The sequence below is a fragment of the Natronosalvus vescus genome, from assembly GCF_023973145.1.
GTDB classification, from domain to species: domain Archaea; phylum Halobacteriota; class Halobacteria; order Halobacteriales; family Natrialbaceae; genus Natronosalvus; species Natronosalvus vescus.
In genome coordinates this window covers 749,677-772,657 of sequence record NZ_CP099546.1, presented here as the reverse complement: position 1 = coordinate 772,657, position 22,981 = coordinate 749,677, and the positions used below count along the sequence as shown (strand labels likewise).

Here is a 22,981-nt window from a genome sequence, read left to right as displayed (position 1 = left end):
TTCTACCACTTTATCCACAACTAACCTCCTAAATACATCACCAGAGCACATATTATTTTTGCTTGCGTTCAGAAATTGCAGACAGTGTGTATTTTTATCATTTCTGAGTCTCGCTGGTACCCTATGGTTCTCGAACCAGTCGATAGAAAATGACGGCCCCAGATTGCGACCCCAGAAACGAGGCCGCAACGCTCGTATCGAGACGACGCATCCTCCAGGGAACGGCCGGCGCCGGCATGTTCTCGCTGTTATCGACCTCGAGCGTGAGCGCCGATGCGACAACGGAGGTTATCGTCCGTGCCAATGCCGTCGACGTGCCCTTGCTCACGTCCGCAGACTCCGTCGTTGACGAACTCAAAGCAACGGCCCACCAGAGCCAGGAGCCGATCGTCGAGTACGTCGATGAGACCGCGGGCCTCACGGTGAAAAAACAGTTTTGGCTCGCGAACGCCCTCCTCCTCGAGGTTGATACGAACGCCGTCAGTCTCGACCAGCTCACTGCACAGGACGGCGTCTCGGATGTCCACCCGAACTTCCACTACGAGATTCCTGATCCAGAGAGTGGGCCAACAAGCACCGACACGACCGACGTTACCTACGGTCTCGACCAGATCGACGCGCCCGAAGCATGGGATGCGTACGACTCGCGCGGCGAGGGAGCCCGGATCGCGGTTCTTGACACCGGCGTCGATCCCGACCACCCGGATATCGACCTCGATCCCGATCACTTCGCCGAGTTCGATAGCGATGGCGAGGAGGTCGAAGCCGACCCCTACGATTCTCACTATCACGGTACCCACGTGAGCGGAACCGTGGTCGGTGGCGATGACTCCGGCACAGCGATCGGCGTTGCCCCCGGGGCGACGTTGTTAGGCGCACTCGTCCTCCCAGATGGGGGCGGGACGTTCGCCCAGATCATCGGCGGGATGGAGTGGGCAGTCGAAGAAGACGCCGACGCGATCAACATGAGTCTCGGCGTCACCGGCTACGTCGGTGAGATGATCGAGCCGGTTCGAAACGCAGACCAGGCGGACACGGTCGTCGTGTCGTCATCGGGCAACAGCGGCCCGAACACGTCGGGATCACCGGCCAACGTCTACGACTCGTTCGCCATCGGCGCTTCAAACGAGGACGAAGAAATCGCTGACTTCTCGAGTGGTGAAACGATCTCGACCGAAAGCGCCTGGGGATCGCTGGCCCCCGAGGAGTGGCCCGAGACCTACGTCGTCCCGAACGTCTCCGCACCGGGTGTGGACGTCACCAGCGCGTTTCCAGTCGACCATTCGGATGGCCCGTATCACGCAATCTCCGGGACGTCGATGGCCTCCCCACACGTGGCCGGTGTTGTCGGTCTCATCAGAGCCGCCGCTATCGAAGAGGCCACCACTGAGCAGGTGAAACGAGCCCTCGCCGCGACGGCCTGGAAACCCGACGGCGAATCCGACGACCCCGATTCGCGATACGGACGTGGCATCGTCGATGCGTTCGCCGCCGTCGGGCGCGTCGCAGCAAACAGCGGTGTCATCGGGACGGTCACTGATTCGGACGGCTCCCCCATCGCGGATGCCACCGTCACCCTGGATGGCTTCCCAGTGGAGACGGATTCTCACGGGGAATTCCAGGTTCGGACGGTTGCTGGAACGTATGAGCTGACAGCGGATGCCTTTGGCTACACACCCGATACCGTGACCGTCGACGTCGATGACGGCTTCACGACGGTCGATTTCACGCTCGGAGATAGCCTCGCAATTGCGATCATCGATGGGCAACCTGACGGCCTCGAGGCGGGGGAGTCCTTCGATGTGACTGCGAACGTTGCCCACGTTGACGCCGTCACCGTCAACCAGGTCGGTGACTACGCAGGTGACGCCTGGCTCGAGGTCGACGGCGAGCCAGCAGCCTTCGGCGAGCCCGTCACCTTCGACGAAACGCGCTCCGATGCGGTGACGATCACCGTTGGAACCGAATCCGATGGCGTCGGTAACCTCGAACTCGAGCACACGTTCGAGGGGATTGGCGACACCATCACCGTGTCGACGGGGCTGACGTTCGTGTACGACGAGCCGGTTCCAATCGGTATCGTCGATACTGGAAGCGGGTATGCGGCCGATATCGAGGTGATTCTCGCCGAGGAGATGCATCCACGATACCAGTTCGACCACCTCGAACCGGACGAGGCACTTGACGCAGCTATCGCTCGAGATCACGAGGGGTACGTCGTCCAGAACCTGGGCGACGAGACAGCCCTCATCGAGGAGTTCGTCGACGTGGCGTCTGCCCCCGATATCGGGGCGGTCTACCTGGATCAATTCGGCGACGCGAGTGATGCAGTCTCACAGGTCTCGACGGTGACGGGCGACCCGCGAGACACGTTCGATGTGGCTGTCGAATCGGCGATGCCGGTCGCGTATCCGATCGACTACGAGATAACGGCCGATCACCCTGCATTGGAGGTCGCAGGCGAGGGTGAGAGCGTCACGATCAGCGAACCCGACGTGGTTTCGGCCGGGATGGGCCTCTACTTCAGCGGGTTCCACACCCACTTCGAAGGGTATCGCGGTGACATCGCTGGCTCAAGGGTTGCGACGACTTCGGTTGGGTTCACCGAGACCGGTAGTGGCCTCGCAATAGACGACCTCTCGCGGGTCGTCCACGCCTCCTCGCTCGGGCTTGGAATGTTCGTTGATCGGGATGCGATCACGCCGGCAGGGAAAACGTTGCTCGGGAACCTGGTGACCCATGCCGCGACGACGCCGCCGATCGACGTCGTGTCCCCGACAGACGAACGAGTCGCCCCTGGCGAGTCAGTCACCCTCGAGGTGGACGTCGACGCACTCGTCGAACTGGAAGTGGGTGTCACCGGATTACAGTTCCTTAGCGAGGATGACCTCACACTCTCGATCGATGGAGAAGACGTCGCGTTCGATAAACCGGTCTCATACGACGAGTACGATGGAACGGTCGGTATCACCGTACAAACCGCAGACCGGATCGGCGAGTTCGCACTCACTACCCGATTCGTGACCCTCGGTGAGCGCGGACAGGAAATCGAGACCGGAGCGACGTTCCGACCGACGACGGTCTACGAGTCGCCGCTACGCGTCCCCGAACAGATCGATGACCTGCAAGCGGCAGTCGACTTCGTCCGTGAGGGCGATACCGTCGAAGTCGCCGACGGTGTGTACGAGTGCGATGCCCCAGATCGTGGGTTCCAGACGGGACTGTACATTGAGACACCCGGGATCACGCTTCGTGGCGTCGACGGCGCAACCCCATCGATCATCCACGAACGCGATCTGCCAGGCCCACGCATTATTCACGTCGGTGCCGACGACGTCACGCTCGAGAACGTCGAAGCGAACGTCGTCGATGGCGAGGTCGACGAGAAAAACGCCATCGGAACCGGGGTACTCGCCGGTGATGGCACCCACAACGTGACCATCAGGAACGTCACGGCGTCCGGGACGTTCGGCGTCCAACTCCGCGAAACGACAGACGTCACCGTCGAGGACGTAACCGCGTTCGAGACGGTCATCGGCGTCGGCACCGACTCCGGCTTCACTGGCACCGTCGATGGGGCGACCATCCGGAACATCACGGTGACGGACAGCCCCGATTATTCGTTCCAGGGCGGCGTCATCGTCAGTGGTGCGACTCGCGTTACCGTCGAGGGGTGTTACCTCGAGCACGAAGACAGCGACCGCGCGGGTGTGGCTCTCTTTGGCCCATTCGATGGGGGAGCAGACTGCCACATCGCCAACAACACGATCATCGGCCCCAATGAGGCACCCTTCTCCGACGATCGGAACAACGGCATCTACGTCGACGGAGTCGATGTCGAAATCGAAGCTAACCAGATCGTCGACGCCCACACCGGGATTCGCGTCGCAGAGTTCGGATTTGGACTCGAGCCGGCGATGGCGCTCATTGAAGGCAATAGCATCGAAAACGCCGCCATCGGGTTCCGCCAGTTTGGCGACACGGCTACGCTCACGCTAAACGACATCGAGGCAGACACTGGCCTCGACCTTGGGCCAGGATCCTTCGGGCTCGATGCCGATGGTATCCTGGCTCGGTACAACGACCTCTCACAAACTGACTTGCCGTTCCGCGGTGAGCCTTCCGACGGATGGAACGCTCCCGAGGGGCCGTTCGACTGTCGTGAGAACTACCTCGGTGAGCGTGACTACGACGAGACCATCGCCGACGGCGACATCGCGTACGATCCGTATCTGACGGTTCCCCCGGAGGAACTCGATGCCGTCGACACAGCGACCGAGCCCGGGACACTGGACGTCGACAGTATCGAACCAACGGAGATCGCGACCGATCTCTACCTCGATCCAGGTGGGTCGTACGCTATCGGCTTCCCCGGCCCGACAGATCTAACGATCTACGACGTCCTCGGGGTCGATGGATACGGCGAGTTCGCCGGCGAGATCGAACTGTGGAACCACAACTCCGGTTCGTGGCAGTCCGTTACCGGCGATGGTGAGTTACAGTACGCCGACACGCTCTATGCGTTCAAGGTAACGCCAGCCGAAGGCGTGCGCGCCGAGATGCACTTCCAGCGAGCAGACGATCCACCGGTCGGCCCAGACGGCACGCCACCCGGCCATCGTGATGCCGAACCCGGGAAATCACACCTTCGAGAAGGGTGGAACTTCGTCGCCGCACCGACCTACGGCGATGAACAGGACGTATTCGATATGGATCTCATCGAGTCCGTCGACGACTCGCTACACTCGCCTGGAAACCAGATCGGCGAAGGGCAGAAGACTGCCTTCACCGGCTACATGGTGAATTCGACCGAAGACCACTGGGTGGATGCCGGGCTCACCGCATACGACCCAACGATGACAGAACTCTATGCGGGCCTCGGACTCGATCCCCAGATTCACGACTCCCCAGGTCAGGCGACAGCGACGGCGACTGAGCTTGAACAGACACTCCAAGATGTTCTCGACGTGCCGGGAGATGAATCGGACGCGCTCGAGCGAGTCACTGCCTTCGCACTCGAGGAGTTCAGAACGCTTGATCTCGACGATGATCTCGACGAGGTGCTCGAAGCGCTCTCGATGCGTGCCGACGCGATGGTCACAACGGGGCCGTCCGAACACGCTGATCTCGTTTCGGAGGCGGCCGATCGTGCAGCCGAACAGGTTGTACAGAGCCTGATCACCGCATCGATCATCGAGGACGAAGAAACCGAATCGGTCTCAAGTCAGGTCACACAGACGCACACCGAAAAACACGGAGAATCGACACTCTCACGGATCCGACAGTCGGTTGCAACTGACGACTGAGAAGAAGCAGGAAGGAATCCTCATTTTCTACCGTTCAACTGGAGGGAGTTCTCTGGATAAACAGGTAGAGGATGGGGAGTAGCCATAAAGTCTCGAGCAGGCAGTATCTCGAGCAGTGACAAATGCCGATTTGATCTTCTCGAGGCCACCCTCGTGTGGATCACCAGCGATCGAAGATGATCTCCTCGAGCATCAGTGAAGCCGCTCGAGCCACCGCTGCCCCGTTCGGAGATCGGCTGGAATCGCCTCCCCGAACACACACCGTGTCCGCTCGGCCGTACACGGGTTCCCCATCCCGACCTCGACCACAGGTGAGCCGCCCTCGAAGATCGCCGTACTCGCCGTCGTCAGCTGCCCAAATGCATGGGGCTCGTCCGTTTCGGGTTCCGGATGGCGACAGATCGACCTGTCGCCGGGGCCGTTCGCGTGATCCCGGGCGAGCGACCACAGTTCGTCGCGGTCGAATCGATCCATCGACTCGAGCAATTCGAGTGCGCGCGTGCGCCGCTCGGTCGAACTCTCGGACTGGGTCGACGGTGAGTGCACGAAGTGGTTCGTGCGGGTCACGACGGGATCGTCGTCGGCAGTAATTCGCTCGGTCACGGGATCGACCTCGAGCAAGGCGGCGTCGGTCGCATCCGCCAGAAACAGCGTCTGGCCGCTCAGCCGACGCGTCGGGTAGGACTCGAGCTGTGCGCGTGCCTCGTCGACGGAGGCACACTCCTCGAGGAGAGTTCGGATGACCGTGCCGTTTCGCAAGTTGGCTTCCGGATCGACATCCTCTCGCTCGCAATCGATGTAGGTGTTGGCCGCGACCAGTCCCTGGTCGTTCACCCCGTTGAAGATCGAAATCGTGCCACACGTATCGACCGCCAGAAAGCCGTAGTAGTCGTCGATCGGGGGTTGCTCGATGATCGACTTCGGGCGTGTGCCCCGTCCTGCGATGTCCCGGTTCTTGAGGACGAGCGGCCCGGTAGTGGAGTATGTGTCGACCGCCTGGCTCGAGGCGACCGTCGACGGATGGACGAGCGCGTTCGTACACCCCATCGGGTTCTTCTCGGAGCGACCAGTACCCTCGGCCAACTCCTCACAGAGTTCCGCGTAGGCGAGGGCGTACACGTCGTAGACGTCGCGGTCGACGTCGAACACCTCGGCCATCGTCTCGTACGCCCGTCTGTGACGGTCGGGCAGACTTTCCCGACTTCGGTGGGCGTACTCGAGCATCGGCTCGAGGTCGACGCCCTGTTCGGCGATCACCCGCTCGAGTTCGTCGATCGCCCACTCGACGGCCTCGCGTTCGGTCTCGGCGCGGCGTCGAGCCTGGTCGGCGAAGTCCTCGACGCCGGCGATCTCCTCGATGTGGGTGCTCGAGTCGACGGCTGTATCGTCCATGCACGAACGTTCGGCTGGAAGGGGTTGTATCGTGGGCTTGTAAGGGACTGGTGTGTCGATCGACGCGCTGTCGAGGGTGATTCTGAACGGTTCCTCCCCAAACAGCGACGGTGGTACCCCCGGACATTGAATACCGGATGTCGCCTGTGTCTAGCCGTGACCACTCGCCACGACGCCACGTCCGTCACCCTGGCGACGCTTCCATCCGGGGTGGCGCTCCGAACCGTTTTGCACACCTACGAGGGCGACACCGACACCGACAGCGGCGATTCCGGCCCCACGCTATACGTCCAGGCCGCCCAGCACGGCCGCGAGATAAACGGCGTCGAGACCGTACGCAGGCTCCACGAGCACCTGCTCGAGGCGGAGCTTCGCGGCCGGGTCGTCGTCGTCCCGGTCGCGAATCCGATCACGTTCGACCGCGTTTCCTACACCAGCCCCGCGGCGCTCGACGACGTCAACCCGAACATGAACCGGGTCTGGCCGGGGAACGAGGACGGCACGATTCACGAGCGGATGGCGGCACGGCTGTGGGACACCGCGAGTGGGGCCGACGCCATCATCGACTTACACACCGGAAGTCCCGAGATGTTTCCCCACGTCGTCGTCACCGAGGGCGACGAGGCGTCGATGGAGCTCGCGCGTGCGTTCGGCACCGACCTCTTGCTCGTCGAGTCAGCTCACGACGATGCCGAAGAAGAGTGGGTGAAACGGAACTTCGACGGCAAGCTCCGCGTGACGGCCCACGAGGCCGGTATCCCCTGTATCACGCCCGAACTCGCCAACCACACGCAGATTCTCGAGGACGCCGTCGAACTGGGTGTTCGCGGCCTGCTGAACGTGCTTCGATCACTCGGGATCCTCAGCGCCGACCCCGAGCCGAACGGAACGCCGACGCTGGCTCGCAACCACCTCGGTCGCGTCAGGGCAACGGAATCGGGACTGTTCCGTCCCGACCCGGAGCTGCACGTCGGGGAGCGCGTGACGAAGGGGACGTTCCTGGGAAGCGTGTTCGATCCGCTAACGTTCGAAGAAAAGCAGCGGGTCACTGCCGATCGAGACGGCGTCCTCTACGTGTTGACCCAGGAAGCAACGGTCAGAGCCGGCGACACGCTGGCCAACGTCGCGTTACCGCTGTCCGAGTCCAATTGAGATTCGAGTCCGTGTCCCATTAGGATCCGGTGAAAACCACGACGAAGAGGCTCAGATCGGCTGGATCGCCGGCTCACGCGCCCGCGATTGGGTTCCGGCGAGCGCTTCGACCTCCCGCTCGAGCCGGTCGGCGTACCGGAGTCGGAGCCACCGCGCTCGCGCCGGTGACACCGAGGCAGTGTCGAACTCCGCCGAGATCGGGCGGTAATCGGTGGGGTCGAACCCCATCGTCTGCAGATAACGCTCGAGCGGGGGCGCGTCGATCCCGTTGTTGATGGCCATCCGCACGTAGTGTTGTAATCGCTCGAACGACGGGATCGAAACAGTTGACGCCGTGACACCGGCACGATCACCGATCTCGACACGCCTGTCCGCGGCGAGAGCCAGGATGTCGCGGACATCTTCGGCGAGTTGCAGTACCTGTCCAGGCAGCGCCACGTCTGGCGCGCGCCACTCGACCGTGTCGTACGTTTCGCGCAGTCGAATCGGTGCCCAGATCGAGTTCTCCGGGGCGAAGTGCTCGTCGAACGTCGCCGGATCGACGCCGCGAGCCAGCGCCTCCTGGCGGAAGCGATCGAACGTGGTGTCGATTCGCTCGTCCCACTCCTCGAGTGTCTCTACGTAGGGCCACAGCCGACCGAGCTGAGGATAGTCGCCGTAACAGGTTCGCCGGTAGACGTGTGGTCGCGCACAAGCGGCCACGTTGTGCCCGCGGTGGTACGGCGAACTCGCGACGAGCGCGAACGCCGGATCTAGCGCGGTCAGCAGGTTCAACTGGTCGGTTTCCGCCCCGTCGATCTGGTCGACGTGCAGGTGCGTGCCGGCACAGCGCGTGGCGTTGTCGAACGGCTCACCGAGGATTTGGCGCTGAATCGCCGTCCGGGGCCCATCGCTCGTGCTGATCGACTCGGCGTTGAGCGGGGTTCCGAGGGGGACGAGGTGGCGACCCTCCGCTCGAGCGACGTCGATCGCCTCCCGGAGTCTGGCAGTGACTTCCTCGCGGAGTTCGGGCACGGTGTCACAGGGGTCGGTGACGACCTCGAGCATGGCGTCGGCGCTCTCGGCGTGTAGGTCGTCGATGCGCTCGAGCACCGGCGCGGCTGGTGCGAGGGCACCCGTGTCGTCGACGATCCAGTATTCGAGTTCGAGGCTGAGTTGCATGGTAGTGGGGGTGACAGATGGTGGTTCCGAGACAGGTCGCCGACGCGAGATTGCTCCCGAAATCGACACGCGTCGACCGGTTCATCGATCGACCGTACCTACCGCAGTGGACTGAACGGCAAGACGTGCGTTCCAAGGTGTTTAGGGCGATTTCCGATCCGACGAGCGAACGGCTGTTTCAACGCCCGCAGCCGGCCGAAACCGCAGCACTGAACCACGATTGACAGTCACCATTACCGAACGTTTGTGGCCGTCGAACACGTGCGCGAGCGTTTCAGTGAGATCGACTCGGACGAAACGATTGTTGCACGATGGGTATGGAACGAAGACTATAGTAGCCACTGCACGTAGTGCACACCTGATCGCCAGCCGTATCGGCGATCAGTGTGTGAACCGTTTCAGTTGTTACTATAGGTTCAGCGCCCGTATCAGCCTCAATTTCGATCGTGGCGACTTTCTTCGCTGCCGAAACATCAATCGAATTCCGTCTCGATCAGGTATTGGTATCCTCGTCCGTATCAGATTCGTTATCGGCCTCATCGTCATCCGTCTCAGGCACTTCGGTGAGATCCGGCGGCTCGAGACCGGCATCCTCGAACAGCTGTTCGATGCACTGATCCCTCTCCGGGTGGATCCGCTCGTGAACCGGTGTACCTTCCGAGAACGGTCCGTCTAACACAACAGCCGCCGAGATAATGACCCCCTCGAACAGCTCCTGCTCGATATCGATCGTTCGTTCGCCGTCGACCGGGCCCATCGGGAAAGATCCCATGGCGCCAGGAACGACCTCTCCCTGGTCGGTCTCGAGGAGTTCGATACCGTAGAGAACTGCCTCGGGGAAGTCTCCGACGATGCGAACGGTGTGGCAATCGAGGAATGTGAATACCTCGTCCAGATCGTCAACGTCCTCGTCCGGCTCCTCACCGTCCACATCCGGCTCCTCGTCCTCCTCCAGTTCATCGTCGTCATCCACGTCCGCTTCGTCATCCACATCCGGCTCCTCGTCATCTTCGACTGGCTCCGCATCGTCTCTCTCGACGTCGTCTCCAATTCTATCTTCGTCCAGCAACGCTGCGGCCACGTCTTCGACCCGCACGATTTGGCCCCTGATCTCGCCGGCAGGGTACTCCTCGGTGTGGACGTTGACGTACGCGTTCTCGTCGTCGATTTCGTCGACGAGCGCCTCGAGCAACTGTCCCTCGAGGTCACCGGTGAGATGATCCTCGGTGATCGTCCCTGTCGCGAGGATACCGTCGAACCGTCCCTCCTGTAATTCGGGTTCGTCCGCATCGGGGCCGGGGTAGAGCCACGCCACGACCGGGCCCTCCTCACCGATCTGGCCGAGGTGAATGTGCGCCTGGTTGGCATCGTCGATGGCGTTGACCAGCAGCGCGTACTCGAGTTCACTTCCGTCTTCGTTCATGCTGAATACCGCACCGCCCGTCGCGATCGTCTCAACCGGATCGGATTGCTGATCGCCAGTGATCGCAGCGAGGAAGAGGCCGGTCGCCTCATCGTGTTCGTCTTTCCCGCCGTCGAGAGACGCCGTCGCCGCGGTTGCGCCGAGTCCGGTTCCGAGTGCCGCGGCCGCACCGAGAATCATTATCTCGCGGCGACGACCGTCGATACCGCGTCCTGTGGCCGATCTACGTCCTGTCTCTTCAGGCATACCTTCCCCACACCAATAGAGAGAATATAGCAGATACTTGCGAGGAACTGATAGTTTCGGTGATTTACTCCGTTCAACGGCAATCCCCCATCCCTGTCTCAAAAGCGGCTTAAGCTCGCTGTTCAGTGGCACAGAGCCAGAACAGTGTCGATCCTGACGGTAGTCTCTCGAGATTGCGAGCGGGCGCGAACGCCGCAGGAGACGCGCCTCACTTACTCCCGATTCACCAACACAGAACTCGTTCCGCAGTGGTGAGTATGCCTGTAATCAAACTGGGATCGTGAGGCTCTTTTGACCCCGAACCGACCCTCGAGCATGTCCTCCGCAGACCGACTCGAGGCCGTCGGCATCGTCCTCGGGTGTGCAATCGTCGTCGCGCTCCCGATGGGCGCCCTGTTCGGCATCTACCACGACGGATTCTTTCTCAGCTGGTGGCTGAGCCTGCTGGCGCTGACGCCGGGAACGATCCTCGGCCTGGTGGCCCGATCGGACAAGCGGCTTACTTACACCCACGTCTGGCGCTTCGGCGTCACCCACTGGCTGACGGCCGTCGTCCTCTGGCAGGGGCTGGGGATCGAAGACGGTGCGGAGGAGATCGCGCTGGCGAGTTGGGGTGTCGCGTTCGTCGTGGGGCTGATCGTCGCCGGCGCTAGCTGGTGGGTTCCTCGCGTTCGAAAATAACGAGCGGTGCCGCGACAGCCCTCCCTACTCGAGGCCGTAGTCCGCGAGTGAGTGGTAGTGTTTCCACGCGCCGACGACCTCGTCGGTGCTGAACTCGAGTTCGCCGTCGGCCAGTTCGACGGTGATGACGTCCTCGCCGATCTCGGTGTCGTGGAGGTGCAACTCGAGTGGCTGGTCGAAATCAGTAACGTTGACCAGCAGTTCGCCGCTCGCTTCGAGTTTCGATCGCAGGGTCTCGGCGTTCATGGTGCGAGTGACATTCGTCGCTCCAGGATAATAATGGTCAGCGATCATTCCCATAGTGACGGAGTCCTCCCGACGAGCACTCGACTTCGCTCCCCCAGTTCGCGCCTTCCCACGTCCAAAAAACGCCGTCGCCGGCGAAATCAACGGCGAAATCGTTCGCATCGGCTCACGCCGACAGCACCAGCACGTACCGCGTCAGCGACCGGTGTACCCGCCGTTCGAACGCCGCCTCGAGTTCCCACCCCGCCCGCCGAGCCGGATCCGCCCACGATCGATCGGCGACGACGACCGCCCGGTCGGCGACGCGGCGGGCTTCGGCCAGTGCACCCACGACCAACTCCTCGAGGCCGTGGGTTTCGATCTTCGACTGGCGGCCGTACGGGGCGTCGAAGACGACGGCGTCGACGGCGTCGTCCACGAGTGGGAGTTGCGTGCCATCACCGCGGGCCACCTGCCACGAACCACGAGTGACGCCCGTAGGCGACGGTTCATTTCGATCGAGAAAGTGCGTGAGGTTCGTCCGTGCACCGGCGGCCATCTTCCGCTGGGCGTCGGTGCCGATCACGTCCGCCCCCACGAGACCGGCCTCGACGAGCACCCCGCCGGTGCCACACATTGGATCCAGGATCGTTCGTCCCTGCTGCGCGCCGGCGATGTTGGCCACCGCCCGCGCGAGCAACGGATCCATGCTCCCCGGCTGGAAGAACGGTTTGTCCGTGGGGGCGCGCGAGCCGAAATCACGGACGCTCTCGGCCTCGAGCCAGCCCAGCGCGCACACCGAGACGCGCTCGCCGTCTCTTTCGCCGGCACCGCCATCCACAGGCTGGTGGCCGTCGACTGCATTTGCCAGGCTGGTCCAGTCATCGACGGCGTCCGGCTCGAGTTCGCCGACCGAAAACACCGCCCGGAGCACGTGATCCGGCTCCTCGAGGTCGACAGAAAACCCCCGGTCGACCAGCACGCTCCCGAGTTCGCGTTCGACACGCGTCGTGGAGACGCCGCTCGAGCCGTGGACATCGGTTGCCCGCACCGCGACGGATCCCTCGCGGTCGATGGAGGCTGCCTCGAGCAGAATGCGAGCGCTCTCTAGGGAGGCGTCGGTGCGTCCGAGAAGGCGGCTGGCAGCGTGGGTGTACGCCAGGCCCCGAACGCGTTCGGGGGCGATGACGTCGGCGACCGCCAGCCCCGGCGCGATTCGAGAGACGCCGGCGGCGGCGTGGCGACTCTCGCAGGCTGCAAACGCATCGTCCTCGCCGCCGAGCTCGAGTACGTACACGTCACTCGAGTGAACGTGCCGGGCGGACAATGAGCCTACCGTTTCGGTGTGAACGGTGCCTCCGACGACGGTCGTTGGGACAGTGTCCGACTCGAGTCACCGATCCCAGCGGCTGGGATAGGACTGGCTGGTTCCGGTGCTCCGTCGGGCAAGCAAGCGGGCGCTCGCCCGGCGTTCGTCCTCGGGACGTTCCTCGGTCGACTCGTCGTAGTACAGGATCGTCAGGTCGAGACACGCGTGTAACAGTTCGTTCGCGGCAAACCGGTATCGGTCAGTGCTCGGCCCCGAGGGCGTCGGCTCCGTCGAGCGGAGGTGGTGTTCGACGAAGAGGTAGCCTCCAGCGGCGAGCGCGTCCACGACGTCGGGGAGGCGGTCGACCGCACGGTAGAAGCTGATCGTGATCAGATCGTACGCTGCCGTCGGAAACGTATACGTTGGTACGTCGGCCTGGATGGGATTCAACCGATTTGCGACGCCCCGTTCGGCCGCCCGCTCGCGCGTGATCCGAAGTCCCTCGAGCGACTGATCGATGGCGTCGACGGTGTAGCCTGCCTCCGCGAGAAAGACGGCGTTGCGCCCCGTGCCGGTCGCGACGTCGAGTGCTCGACCCGATGGGATGTCCGCAAGGTAGTGTCGGAGAACCGGCGAGGGGTCGGGTTCCTGCGGATAAGACCCCGTTCGAAATCGTTCGTCCCAGTCGACCATACTGCCCCTTCTCGGGAGGACACCGTCACTGTTCCCCCGAACTCGAGCGGACATCCCCACACCATCGAACCACCCACCACTCGAGACTGTGCTCCATCAAACTGCCCTCGAGCCGAGAGCCATCACACCCCCGAACCGGCCGTGAAAATCCCACAGAGGGCGTCAGCCGCCCGTCTGACACCTCCAAAAAAGCGGACATTTCAGTGCACAGTACCAAGCTTTATAAACCTTAAATACGTCTTTTTAAGCGACTTATGACGGATCCGAAGGACACCATAAACATCGAAAACGTGGTGGCGTCGACCGGCATCGGACAGGAACTCGACCTTCAGAGCGTCGCGATGGACCTCGAGGGGGCCGACTACGACCCCGAACAGTTCCCCGGTCTCGTCTACCGCACCCAGAATCCCAAGTCCGCCGCCTTGATCTTCCGCTCGGGGAAGATCGTCTGCACTGGCGCGAAAAGTACCGACGACGTCCACGAGAGCCTGCGCATCGTCTTCGACAAACTGCGCGAACTCCAGATCCAGGTGAACGAGGATCCGGAAATCGTCGTCCAGAACATCGTCACCAGTGCCGACCTCGGACGGAACCTCAACCTCAACGCCATCGCGATCGGCCTCGGCCTCGAGAACATCGAGTACGAACCCGAGCAGTTCCCCGGCCTCGTCTACCGTCTCGACGAGCCGGAGGTCGTCGCCTTGCTGTTCGGGTCGGGTAAGCTCGTCATCACCGGCGGCAAGAAGCCGGCTGACGCCGAACACGCCGTCGACAAGATCGTCTCCCGACTCGAGGATCTCGGCCTGCTCGAGTAAGGCACCGGGTCACGGCACCGTTTTTTCACCGTCGATCGAGACGCTGAGCCATTGCATTCGACGTCGACGACGGTATCGGCATCGACGCTATTCGCCACACACAAAGGGGTAGCCCACCTACACCCACCATGGACTGCGCTTCGATCGCCCAGGTGACCGGCGGCGGCATCGAGCCAGCGGCAGGGGGCCCCCTCGCCTATCTCGGCACGTTCCTTCTCGCAACGGCGTTTTACGGCATCACGCTCCACATCGCGGCCCGATACGTGCTGGGAACCGTGCGACTCAAACACGCGTTCACCGTCGGCCCGATTCTCGCGCTCGCCTCGATTCTCCTCCAGCAGTGGGGGCCGCTCGTCGTCGCCCCCTTTCTGATCGCGCTCGCGTACACCTCGATCATGATCGTCTACGATCTCGGCTACAAACTCACACTGCTCGTCTCCGTGATCTACTACACCGTCGCCGTGCTCGTCGGCTTCACCATCTTCAACCTCTGGTTCCTCATCGGTACCGCGCCGGGGTAGCTTGTCCGGACCGACTCGAGCCGCCGCCTGGCAGGCGTGAGCGGGACGACTCGAGTCAATAGTAGCCACTGCAAGTCAATGCACACCTGATCGCCAAACGTATCGGCGATCAATACGACGGTCTTAGGAAACCGATAGCCCCCGAAACGTATCGAGTTCCGTGACTCTCGAGCCGGGTTTAGCGCTAAATCGGGCCAAATTGATGCCGTCCCAACCGACGCTAGAAGCGACGCCACACCGCCGCAGGCTGCCATATCGACAGGGTAAACTGGCGTTACGCACGTCGAAACCGTTCGGGATCGATGAATTTACACGGCACCGTTGAAACGACCGTTCCCCTTTATCTATCGTGTTCGACAGTGTTTCGCATATCCAATGACGTTCCACGCACGTCGGTTGGCGAACAGCGAGCGCGGACGAACAGGCTCGGACAACGCCGTCCCCAGGCTCGAAACCGGGTCGCTCGGTCAGGCCGTGGACTCGCTCAACCGGGCAGCGATACCCCGAATACTGTCCTCCGCGCGGCGTCGGGCGCTGTTGTCGACGCTCTGTAACGCCCGCTCGTCCCTGAACGTCCAGACGGTGATCGGCCACATCGCCGACGCCGAATACGATCCAACGGTCGAAACCTCGATCCATCAGCTTCGCCAGCGAATCCACGTCTCGCTCCACCGCACGCACCTCCCACTGCTCGAGGAGTACGGGCTCATCGAGTACGAGGAAGGAGACGGGCTGATCGTGCCGACACACCAACTCGAGCGCTACCGGTCGTTGCTCGACGTCGACGAGGAGTGAGTATCAGGCGACGCCTGCTCGAGTAAACGACCGATCCGTGACCGCCGGACGTGGTTCGTCGGCAACGTAGAACGCGAAAACGAACCGCGAGCGACGGCGCTACTCGTACTCGATCGTTGCCGGCGGCTTGTGGGTCACGTCGTAGACGACGCGAGCCACGGTCTCGTTCTGACCGGTGATCCGCGACTGAATCCGCTGGAGGGTCTCCCAGTCGAGTTCCTGGGCGCGGGCAGTCATGCCGTCCCGAGAGTCGACCGACCGCACGGAGACGACCCAGCCGTGGACGCGGTTGTCACCTTTGACACCCGTTGCCTTCCCGATGACGGCGGCCAGTGCCTGCCAGGGCTCGTACTCCTCGAGTTCCTCCTCGACGACGTGGCAGGCGTCGCGGGCGACCTCGAGTTTCTCCTCGGTGACCTCGCCGATGACGCGCACGGCGAGACCGGGGCCGGGGAACGGCATCCGCTCGGCGACCAGTTCGTCGAGACCGAGGTGGCGAGCGACCTCGCGAACCTCGTCCTTGTAGAGGTCGCGAACGGGTTCGACGATGCCGTCGAAGTCGACTACGTCCGGGAGGCCGCCAACGTTGTGGTGGGACTTTATCCCGCCCTCGCTCTCGATGCGGTCGGGGTAGATCGTCCCCTGGACGAGGTAGTCGGCGTCGGCGTCGCGGGCCTCCCGCTCGAACTCACGGATGAACTGCTCGCCGATCACCGCGCGCTTCTCTTCGGGGTCGGTGACGCCCGACAGCGCCTCGAGGAACCGATCTTTGGCGTCGATGACCCGCAGGCTCTCCATGAACGAAAACGTCTCGCGGATCTGGGCGGTTTCGCCCTTGCGCATCAGACCGGTGTCGACGTAGACGGGGGTCAGCCGCTCGCCGATGGCCTCGTACGCCAGCGCGGCGGCGACGCTCGAGTCGACGCCGCCCGAGAGGGCGATGACGGCGTTGGCGTCACCGATTTCGTCTTCAATCTCTGCTACGGCCTCCGGAACGAATGTGTCTGTGTCGACCATCAGTGGGTAACCTCCGTTTCGTCTGTTTCGGTTGCGTCCGCATCCTCTTCTGTGCGACCGACCTCGAGCACGCTCTCGACGAGCCCAACGAACGGCGGACTCGGGTTGCCGGGGCGGGAACTGTACTCGGGGTGATACTGGGTGCCAAAGAAGAACGGATGGCCCTCCAGTTCGAGGATCTCCATCCGGTTGCCCGCGGTGCCCGAGAACGTCAGCGGTTCGTCCGCGAAGTCTTCGAAGTACCTGGGGTTGACCTCGTATCGGTGGCGGTGGCGTTCGGCACACGACGTGTCTCCGTAGAGGTCGTAGGCGAGCGTCTCGGGCTCGATCACCGTCGTGTGCTCGCCGAGGCGCATCGTCCCGCCCATGTTCTCGACTTCGTACTGCTCGGGCAGAATGTCGATCACCGGGTGTTCCGTCTCGGCGTCCATCTCCGCGGAGTGAGCACCCTCGAGGCCCAGCACGTGGCGTGCGTACTCGACGACTGCCATCTGGAAGCCCAGACAGAGTCCCAGGAAGGGCACGTCGTTCTCGCGGGCGTAGCGGATCGCCTCGATCTTCCCCTCCGTGCCGCGCATCCCGAAGCCGCCGGGGACGATGATCCCGTCGACGTCCTCGAGTTCTCCGTCGTGACCGTCGGCGAGGTCGTCGGCGAACACCCATTTGGCGTTGACGTCGGCCCCGAGTTCGAAGCCGGCGTGTTTCAGCGACTCGTGGATCGACATGTAGGCGTCCTCGAGGTCGTACTTCCCGACGAGGGCGATGTCGACGGATTCGGTCTTCTCGGTAGTGACGACGTCACGCCACTCCCGGGTGCGCTCTGCGGGCGGGAGCGCATCGGCGGCGAGGTCGAAGTGCTCGAGGACGAACTCGTCGAGTCCTTCTTCCTCGACGACCAGCGGAACGTGGTAGACGTCCTCGACGTCTGGGTTCGAGAAGACGGCCTCGGTGGGAATGTCACAGAAGAGGGCGATCTTCTCTTTGGTCTCACGGTCGAGTTTGTTATCCGATCGCCCGACGATCACGTCCGGTTGCAGGCCGATCGAGCGCACCTCCTTCACCGAGTGCTGGGTCGGCTTGGTCTTTTGCTCGCCGTTTTTCGAGTACGGAACGAGCGTGACGTGGACGAACAGGACGTTCTCCTCGGGTTCCTCGTGGGCGAACTGGCGCAGGGCCTCGAGGTACGGCATCCCCTCGATGTCGCCGACGGTGCCGCCGACCTCGACGAGACAGACGTCGGAGCCCTCGGCGGCCTCGCGGATGCGGCGCTTGATGTCGTCGGTGATGTGGGGGATGATCTGGACGGTCTTGCCCAGGTAGTCGCCCGCGCGTTCCTTCTCGATCACGTGCTGGTACGTTTTCCCGGTGGTGACGTTGTGATCGGAGGTCATGTCGATTCCGAGGAAGCGCTCGTAGTTCCCCAGGTCGAGGTCGACCTCGCCGCCGTCTTTGAGGACGTAGACTTCCCCGTGCTGGTAGGGGTTCATCGTCCCCGCGTCGACGTTGAGGTACGGGTCGATCTTGACCGCGGTGACGTCGAAGCCCGCGTTCTTCAAGAGCCGGCCGGTGCTCGCGGCCGTGATTCCCTTTCCGAGACCTGACATGACCCCGCCGGTGACGAAAATAAACTTGCTCCCGAGCGAGGAGTCGTATTGGGTGTCCGGTTCCGTCGGCATACCGACTGTCCGGGTGAGGAGGTCAAAACGATTTCGGGACTGGCTCGCCGCGACACGCAGTGGCAGGGGCGCCTCGCGGACGGGCGCCCCCTGCAGTCGAAGGGAACTTTGGGACTCGAGGACGCACACGCATCCATGTCCGGATCCAGCGATTCCGATGACGCAGCCCTCGTCGTCACCGTCGACGAACACCGCCTCGAGGCCGACTGGCTCGACGAAGCCCCAAACACCCGCGCCGCCATCGGCGAGGCGCTCCCGCTGTCGGGCGACGCTGCCCGCTGGGGTGAGGAACTGTACGTTTCGGTTCCGGTGGACGTGTCGGCCGAGAACGCCCGCACTGACGTTCCGGTAGGTGCCCTCGCTTACTGGCCGGCCGGCAACGCGCTGTGTCTGTTCTGGGGGCCTACCCCCGCGAGCGATGCCGACGAACCACGTGCAGCCTCACCCGTGAACGTCTTCGGTCGGGTTCGAGACATTTCCGCCCTTGAGGAACTCGAGGATGGCGAGGCGAAGCTGGGACTCGAGCGACGGTGACGAACCTCGAAGAGTGACACACCACCGCTATTGGTACAAATAGTGTAGTCAGTCGCTATGCTTCTCGTAGTAGGGTCGAGTACTCAACGACCGTCGCCTCGAGCAAATAAATACCGAATAAATGAATTTCCGACTCAGGCACCCGCTTCAATCATCCATCTCGATCACGACGGTCGCCGCGCTGACGATCCGCTCCGGAAGGCCAGTTCGTTCGGCCGCGAACACGCCAGCGACGCCGAGGATCGACCCCACGACGAACGCGTCGGCGGCGAACCAGAACGGGAGCTCCAGTACCAGCATCGCCGTCAGCGCGAACGGAAGCGCGAGGATGGCCAGTCCGAACCCGACGAGAACGGCGACTTCCCGCGCACTCGCCTCGAGGAGCCCACGGGCGAGCCAGGCGAACGGACCGAACACGAGAAACGCCCCAAAGGCGGCACCGACGAGCAGTGCCCACGGGAATGACTCGGCACCCCACAGGCTCAGGGTACTACGGACGACGAGAAGTCCGACCACGATCACCGCGGGGAGCAACCGCCAGTCGAGTGTCGTCGGATCCCGCAGCCTCGAGTCGGTGGTGCCCTCAGGCATCCTCCTCGAGCAATCCCATGTCGTCGACCACGAGGTTGGCCAGTTGTTCCTTGAGGTCGGGGTCGACTTCGGCGATCGGCTCGCCGTCGTGGACGTCCTCGTTGTGACGCTCGATGGATTCGGCGAGCTCCGACAGCGGGACTCGCGTCCGGGTTTCACACACGTCACACTGTACGGGTACCCGTGCGTCGTCCTCGGAATCAGTCATTATGTGGACACTCGAGTGCCACCCTCAAAATCGTATCGTCGCTCAGTCCTCATCCTCGTGTCATCGCTCAGTCCTCCTTTCCGTCTCGTCGCTACCCACCGTCGTCGGCGGGTGCCGTCAACTGTACCGTGGTCGCCCTCACCTCGACGTCGAACCCGGCGTACGGAAAGGTCACACAGACGTCGTCGCCCCGCTCAAGCAGGCTGTTCAGCGCGTCGCCGTCGACGGAGCCATAGAGCGGTTCGATAGCCTCCGGTTGGACGTCCGTGGCGGCTGCAACGGCTTTGACGACACCAATCGTGGCCGACTCGGTCTCGCGATTCCATCGGTGGCTCCCCGTTTTCATCATCAGTGGTTGCTGGCTACCCACGACCATGAGGTTAGTTGATCATTCCCACGGCCTGAGAAGGCAGCCAAAACGAGACTCGAGGTGATACCGACGACGGTACGACACCCGTTCACCTGTGTTGCTGATACCGAGGGAACGAATGCACGTGACAGGTCACTCCTTCGACGACAGCGGGTCGTCATAGCGAATCGCGTATTCGATAGCACCGACGACGAGTGCGCCGGCGAGCGGCACGAACCAGAACAGGAGAAACAGATCGAAGAGGGTCGTCACCAGCCCCGCACCGGCAGATTGCTCGCGGTCGAGTACGTGCGGGACGCTCTCGTAGAGGACGAGCACGTAGACGCCCGACGCGAGGGCAGCCGGTGAGAACAGCCGATATCGCACCGAGAGATACCCCGGTAGCGCCCCGAACAGAAAGACGCCGCCAAACACCCAGAGAGCCGCGATTCCCCCAACGAGTCCGTCGCTGTGTTCGAAGCCTGCAAGATACACGTGGAACGCGACGACGCTCCCGGAGAGCAAGACGCCGGCGACGAGACCGGCCAGCATTGAGGCCTTGCGTCCCGGTAGTCCACCCATGTGATTCACAAATATATGTGCCTGTAAAAACATTACTCTCGGTTGTCACCTGTTCGACCGAGACAGAACACGACGATCGAGTGCCTCGGCTCGAGGGACACAGCAGAGCGATCAGGTCGCCACTCAATCACTACATCGTCTTCAGTCCGCTCCCCGTGAGCGGGACGACGACGTCGTCGTCCTCGTCGATGACGCCGGCCTCCCGATACCGTCGAAGGGCCGCCGGAGCCGCCGCACACGTCGGTTCGACGTAGTATCCGTGCCGGTGGAGGGTGTCGAGCGTCGTCTCGAGCACGTTGCTCCCGAGGGCGATAGCGTCGCCGTCGGTGTCCTCGATGGCCTCGAGGATCTGGGTGCCACGAGCAGGTTCGGCGATCTGAATGCCGTCGGCGATGTCGGTTCGTTCGCCGTCGGCATCGGTCGTCTCGCCGCCGAGCGCGGCGACGATGGGGGCGTAGCCGGCGGCCTGGCCACCGAGCAAGCGGGGCATCCGGTCGACGATACCGGCGTCGAGGAGGAGCTTGAATCCGCGGTAAGCGCCCAGAAAGAGCGTCCCGTGGCCGATTGGGAGGACGACAGCGTCGGGTACCGTCCAGTTGCGCTGGGCAGCGATTTCGAACGCGAACGTCATCGTCCCCGCAAAAAACGCCGGATTCCAGGCGTGGGATGCATACCAGCCCTCGCCGTCCCCGACGGCCTCGAGACACGCGGCGGTGACGTCCTCGCGGCTTCCCTCGACCCGGACTGGCCTGGCACCGACGCGCTGGATTGCCATCAACTTCGACTGTTTGACGTCCGCAGGCACGTAGATGTCCGCCTCGATCCCGGCCTTCGCCGCGTAGGCGGCGATCGACGCACCGGCGTTGCCTGAGGAGTCCTCGATCACCTTCTCGACGCCGAGTTCCACGGCTCGGGACAGGGTGGTCGTCGCCCCGCGATCCTTGAACGAGCCCGTCGGGAAGACGTACTCGAGTTTGAACTGGGCGTCCCACTCGGGGGCATCCACGAGCGGGGTGAACCCTTCGTGGAACGTGACGTGTTTTTCGATCGGGAGGAACTCGAAGAACGTCCACAGCCCTTCGGAGGTGTCGAGTCGGGACAGCGGGAGCGGGTTCCCCTCGGGATGGGGGCGGGCGACGAACTCGAGGGCGTGTCCGCAGGTACATCGCCAGGGTTCGTCAGGGCCGGCCGCGTACTCGGTTCCACAGTCAGGGCAGTAGAGGTCGCTAGGCATGAGTAATCGTGTCGATATCGGTGCCGACCGAGCAGACGTACTCGCCGGTCGCCACCTGCGGTAGTCGTCGTGTGCGCCAGAAGATTCCGTCGGTGTCGGCCGTGACGGTCGCTTTTGGCTCCCCGAAGGGGGACGTGATCGTGAAGAGCGTCTCACCGGCCGTGACGCGGTCGCCGAGGTCGGGGCCAAATCGGACGAGGCCGCCCGCCGGCGCTCCGTACTGCTCGAACCCGGTTGCCCGCGTCTGCCTGGTGAACTCGGCGTCACCCTCGAGGAAGTCGTAATGACGAAGGACGTTGAAGACGCCAGCGACGCCCTTCCGGATGCTCGATTCGTTCCAGCCGACTGCGCCGCCGAGTTCGGGGTCGACCGTCGGGATTCCCTCGCCTGGTGCCGCCCGAGCGAGCTGACCCTCCGGCCCTTTCTGGTCGAGGATGTGTCCACACTCGACGCCGAACGCCTGGGCGAGTTCGAGACACGCATCGTGGAGCCGGTGGCGTTTGCCACAGCGGATACGTACCTCGTCGATCATCCGGCTGGTCGATCCCTGGTGGAGATCCAGGATCAGATCCGCCCGGCGGGCGACCTGGAACGTCTCGTGGGCGATCCGTTCGCTCGAGGTGCCCGACTCGTTGCCGGGGTAGGTTCGATTCATCTTCGTGTCGTCGATCGGATTGCGGTGTTCGGCGACCTGGAAGGCGTGGTAGTTGACGATTCCAACGAGGAGAATCGTCCCCGACAGTGCCGCCGGATCGAGTTGTGGAACGACGTGGTTGAGCACGCCGACGCCGTTCAACTCGTCGCCGTCGCTCGCCGCCTGCATGTAGAGCGTCTGTCCCGGCTCGGCGCCGTTGACCACGGCGACCGGGAGACTGAACGGGCTCCCATCTCGAGTTTCGCCGACCTCGAGTCTGCCCGTGTCGATCTCGCCGGGTGACGCGCTCGCCGTCCCGAGCGTCGTCGTCATGTGCCTCACGACGAAGCCCCCCGCCTTTACTGGTTCGGTCTCTCGATGAGGGAGGGCGTGGCCCTCGATGGGGAATCGACTACCGACGATCGAGCATCCACCGC

Annotated in this window: 21 protein-coding genes; 7 read left to right on the top strand and 14 right to left on the bottom strand. The window is 63.1% G+C overall.

Going from position 1 to position 22,981, the window contains the following annotated elements:
- Nucleotides 1-149 precede the first annotated feature (149 nt).
- Nucleotides 150-5,306 (top strand): S8 family serine peptidase, encoded by a 5,157-nt coding sequence (locus NGM68_RS03570; protein WP_252700276.1) that lies wholly within the window; start codon nucleotides 150-152, stop codon nucleotides 5,304-5,306.
- Nucleotides 5,307-5,498: 192 nt separating this feature from the next.
- On the opposite strand, the gene NGM68_RS03565 is transcribed toward NGM68_RS03570, so the two are convergent.
- Nucleotides 5,499-6,698, bottom strand: coding sequence for a C45 family autoproteolytic acyltransferase/hydrolase (locus NGM68_RS03565; protein ID WP_252700275.1), 1,200 nt, complete (start codon nucleotides 6,696-6,698; stop codon nucleotides 5,499-5,501).
- A 156-nt stretch (nucleotides 6,699-6,854) separates the two neighbouring features.
- On the opposite strand from NGM68_RS03565, the gene NGM68_RS03560 reads away from it, so the two are divergent.
- Nucleotides 6,855-7,850: a succinylglutamate desuccinylase/aspartoacylase family protein gene (locus NGM68_RS03560; protein ID WP_252700274.1), complete on the top strand. Its 996-nt coding sequence runs from the start codon at nucleotides 6,855-6,857 to the stop codon at nucleotides 7,848-7,850.
- 51 nt (nucleotides 7,851-7,901) lie between these two features.
- Here NGM68_RS03560 and NGM68_RS03555 read toward each other — a convergent pair whose 3' ends face one another.
- On the bottom strand, nucleotides 7,902-9,011 hold the full coding sequence (locus NGM68_RS03555; protein WP_252700273.1) for a glutamate-cysteine ligase family protein: 1,110 nt from the start codon (nucleotides 9,009-9,011) through the stop codon (nucleotides 7,902-7,904).
- 493 nt (nucleotides 9,012-9,504) lie between these two features.
- A complete protein-coding gene (locus NGM68_RS03550; protein ID WP_252700272.1) occupies nucleotides 9,505-10,680 on the bottom strand; it encodes a CHRD domain-containing protein in 1,176 nt (391 codons plus the stop codon).
- 315 nt (nucleotides 10,681-10,995) lie between these two features.
- On the opposite strand from NGM68_RS03550, the gene NGM68_RS03545 reads away from it, so the two are divergent.
- Nucleotides 10,996-11,361, top strand: a complete 366-nt coding sequence (locus NGM68_RS03545; protein ID WP_252700271.1) for a hypothetical protein — start codon at nucleotides 10,996-10,998, stop codon at nucleotides 11,359-11,361.
- A 24-nt stretch (nucleotides 11,362-11,385) separates the two neighbouring features.
- Here NGM68_RS03545 and NGM68_RS03540 read toward each other — a convergent pair whose 3' ends face one another.
- From NGM68_RS03540 to NGM68_RS03530, 3 genes are all read right to left on the bottom strand, one after another.
- Nucleotides 11,386-11,607, bottom strand: coding sequence for a hypothetical protein (locus NGM68_RS03540; protein WP_252700270.1), 222 nt, complete (start codon nucleotides 11,605-11,607; stop codon nucleotides 11,386-11,388).
- Between the two features lie 166 nt (nucleotides 11,608-11,773).
- On the bottom strand, nucleotides 11,774-12,883 hold the full coding sequence (locus NGM68_RS03535) for a TIGR01177 family methyltransferase (protein WP_252700269.1): 1,110 nt from the start codon (nucleotides 12,881-12,883) through the stop codon (nucleotides 11,774-11,776).
- A gap of 96 nt (nucleotides 12,884-12,979) precedes the next feature.
- On the bottom strand, nucleotides 12,980-13,588 hold the full coding sequence (locus NGM68_RS03530; RefSeq protein ID WP_252700268.1) for a class I SAM-dependent methyltransferase: 609 nt from the start codon (nucleotides 13,586-13,588) through the stop codon (nucleotides 12,980-12,982).
- A 254-nt stretch (nucleotides 13,589-13,842) separates the two neighbouring features.
- Between NGM68_RS03530 and NGM68_RS03525 the strand changes: the two genes are divergently transcribed.
- From NGM68_RS03525 to NGM68_RS03515, 3 genes are all read left to right on the top strand, one after another.
- The gene (locus NGM68_RS03525) at nucleotides 13,843-14,403 is read left to right on the top strand and encodes a TATA-box-binding protein (RefSeq protein ID WP_252700267.1); all 561 of its coding nucleotides are present in this window, start codon (nucleotides 13,843-13,845) and stop codon (nucleotides 14,401-14,403) included.
- Nucleotides 14,404-14,531: 128 nt separating this feature from the next.
- Complete coding sequence (locus tag NGM68_RS03520) at nucleotides 14,532-14,924, top strand: DUF7473 family protein (protein ID WP_252700266.1); 393 nt, start codon at nucleotides 14,532-14,534, stop codon at nucleotides 14,922-14,924.
- A 375-nt stretch (nucleotides 14,925-15,299) separates the two neighbouring features.
- Nucleotides 15,300-15,719, top strand: a complete 420-nt coding sequence (locus NGM68_RS03515; RefSeq protein ID WP_252700265.1) for a DUF7344 domain-containing protein — start codon at nucleotides 15,300-15,302, stop codon at nucleotides 15,717-15,719.
- Nucleotides 15,720-15,818: 99 nt separating this feature from the next.
- Here NGM68_RS03515 and guaA read toward each other — a convergent pair whose 3' ends face one another.
- Nucleotides 15,819-16,736, bottom strand: coding sequence for a glutamine-hydrolyzing GMP synthase (guaA, locus tag NGM68_RS03510; RefSeq protein WP_252700264.1), 918 nt, complete (start codon nucleotides 16,734-16,736; stop codon nucleotides 15,819-15,821).
- On the bottom strand, nucleotides 16,736-18,412 hold the full coding sequence (gene pyrG, locus NGM68_RS03505; RefSeq protein WP_252700263.1) for a glutamine hydrolyzing CTP synthase: 1,677 nt from the start codon (nucleotides 18,410-18,412) through the stop codon (nucleotides 16,736-16,738). The genes guaA and pyrG overlap by 1 nt, the downstream gene beginning before the upstream one ends.
- On the opposite strand from pyrG, the gene NGM68_RS03500 reads away from it, so the two are divergent.
- A complete protein-coding gene (locus tag NGM68_RS03500) occupies nucleotides 18,389-18,946 on the top strand; it encodes a cyclophilin-like family protein (protein ID WP_311136054.1) in 558 nt (185 codons plus the stop codon). The two genes, pyrG and NGM68_RS03500, sit on opposite strands and share 24 nt — an antisense overlap.
- 147 nt (nucleotides 18,947-19,093) lie before the next feature.
- Here NGM68_RS03500 and NGM68_RS03495 read toward each other — a convergent pair whose 3' ends face one another.
- The 6 genes from NGM68_RS03495 to NGM68_RS03470 form a co-directional block, all read right to left on the bottom strand.
- Nucleotides 19,094-19,537: a hypothetical protein gene (locus NGM68_RS03495; protein WP_252700262.1), complete on the bottom strand. Its 444-nt coding sequence runs from the start codon at nucleotides 19,535-19,537 to the stop codon at nucleotides 19,094-19,096.
- The gene (locus NGM68_RS03490; RefSeq protein WP_252700261.1) at nucleotides 19,530-19,745 is read right to left on the bottom strand and encodes a DUF8149 family protein; all 216 of its coding nucleotides are present in this window, start codon (nucleotides 19,743-19,745) and stop codon (nucleotides 19,530-19,532) included. The genes NGM68_RS03495 and NGM68_RS03490 overlap by 8 nt, the downstream gene beginning before the upstream one ends.
- A 91-nt stretch (nucleotides 19,746-19,836) precedes the next feature.
- The gene (locus tag NGM68_RS03485) at nucleotides 19,837-20,094 is read right to left on the bottom strand and encodes a HalOD1 output domain-containing protein (RefSeq protein WP_252700260.1); all 258 of its coding nucleotides are present in this window, start codon (nucleotides 20,092-20,094) and stop codon (nucleotides 19,837-19,839) included.
- Between the two features lie 153 nt (nucleotides 20,095-20,247).
- Nucleotides 20,248-20,676: a hypothetical protein gene (locus tag NGM68_RS03480; protein WP_252700259.1), complete on the bottom strand. Its 429-nt coding sequence runs from the start codon at nucleotides 20,674-20,676 to the stop codon at nucleotides 20,248-20,250.
- A gap of 130 nt (nucleotides 20,677-20,806) precedes the next feature.
- Nucleotides 20,807-21,910 (bottom strand): pyridoxal-phosphate dependent enzyme, encoded by a 1,104-nt coding sequence (locus NGM68_RS03475; RefSeq protein ID WP_252700258.1) that lies wholly within the window; start codon nucleotides 21,908-21,910, stop codon nucleotides 20,807-20,809.
- A complete protein-coding gene (locus NGM68_RS03470) occupies nucleotides 21,903-22,877 on the bottom strand; it encodes a succinylglutamate desuccinylase/aspartoacylase family protein (protein ID WP_252700257.1) in 975 nt (324 codons plus the stop codon). The genes NGM68_RS03475 and NGM68_RS03470 overlap by 8 nt, the downstream gene beginning before the upstream one ends.
- Between the last annotated feature and the right edge of the window lie 104 nt (nucleotides 22,878-22,981).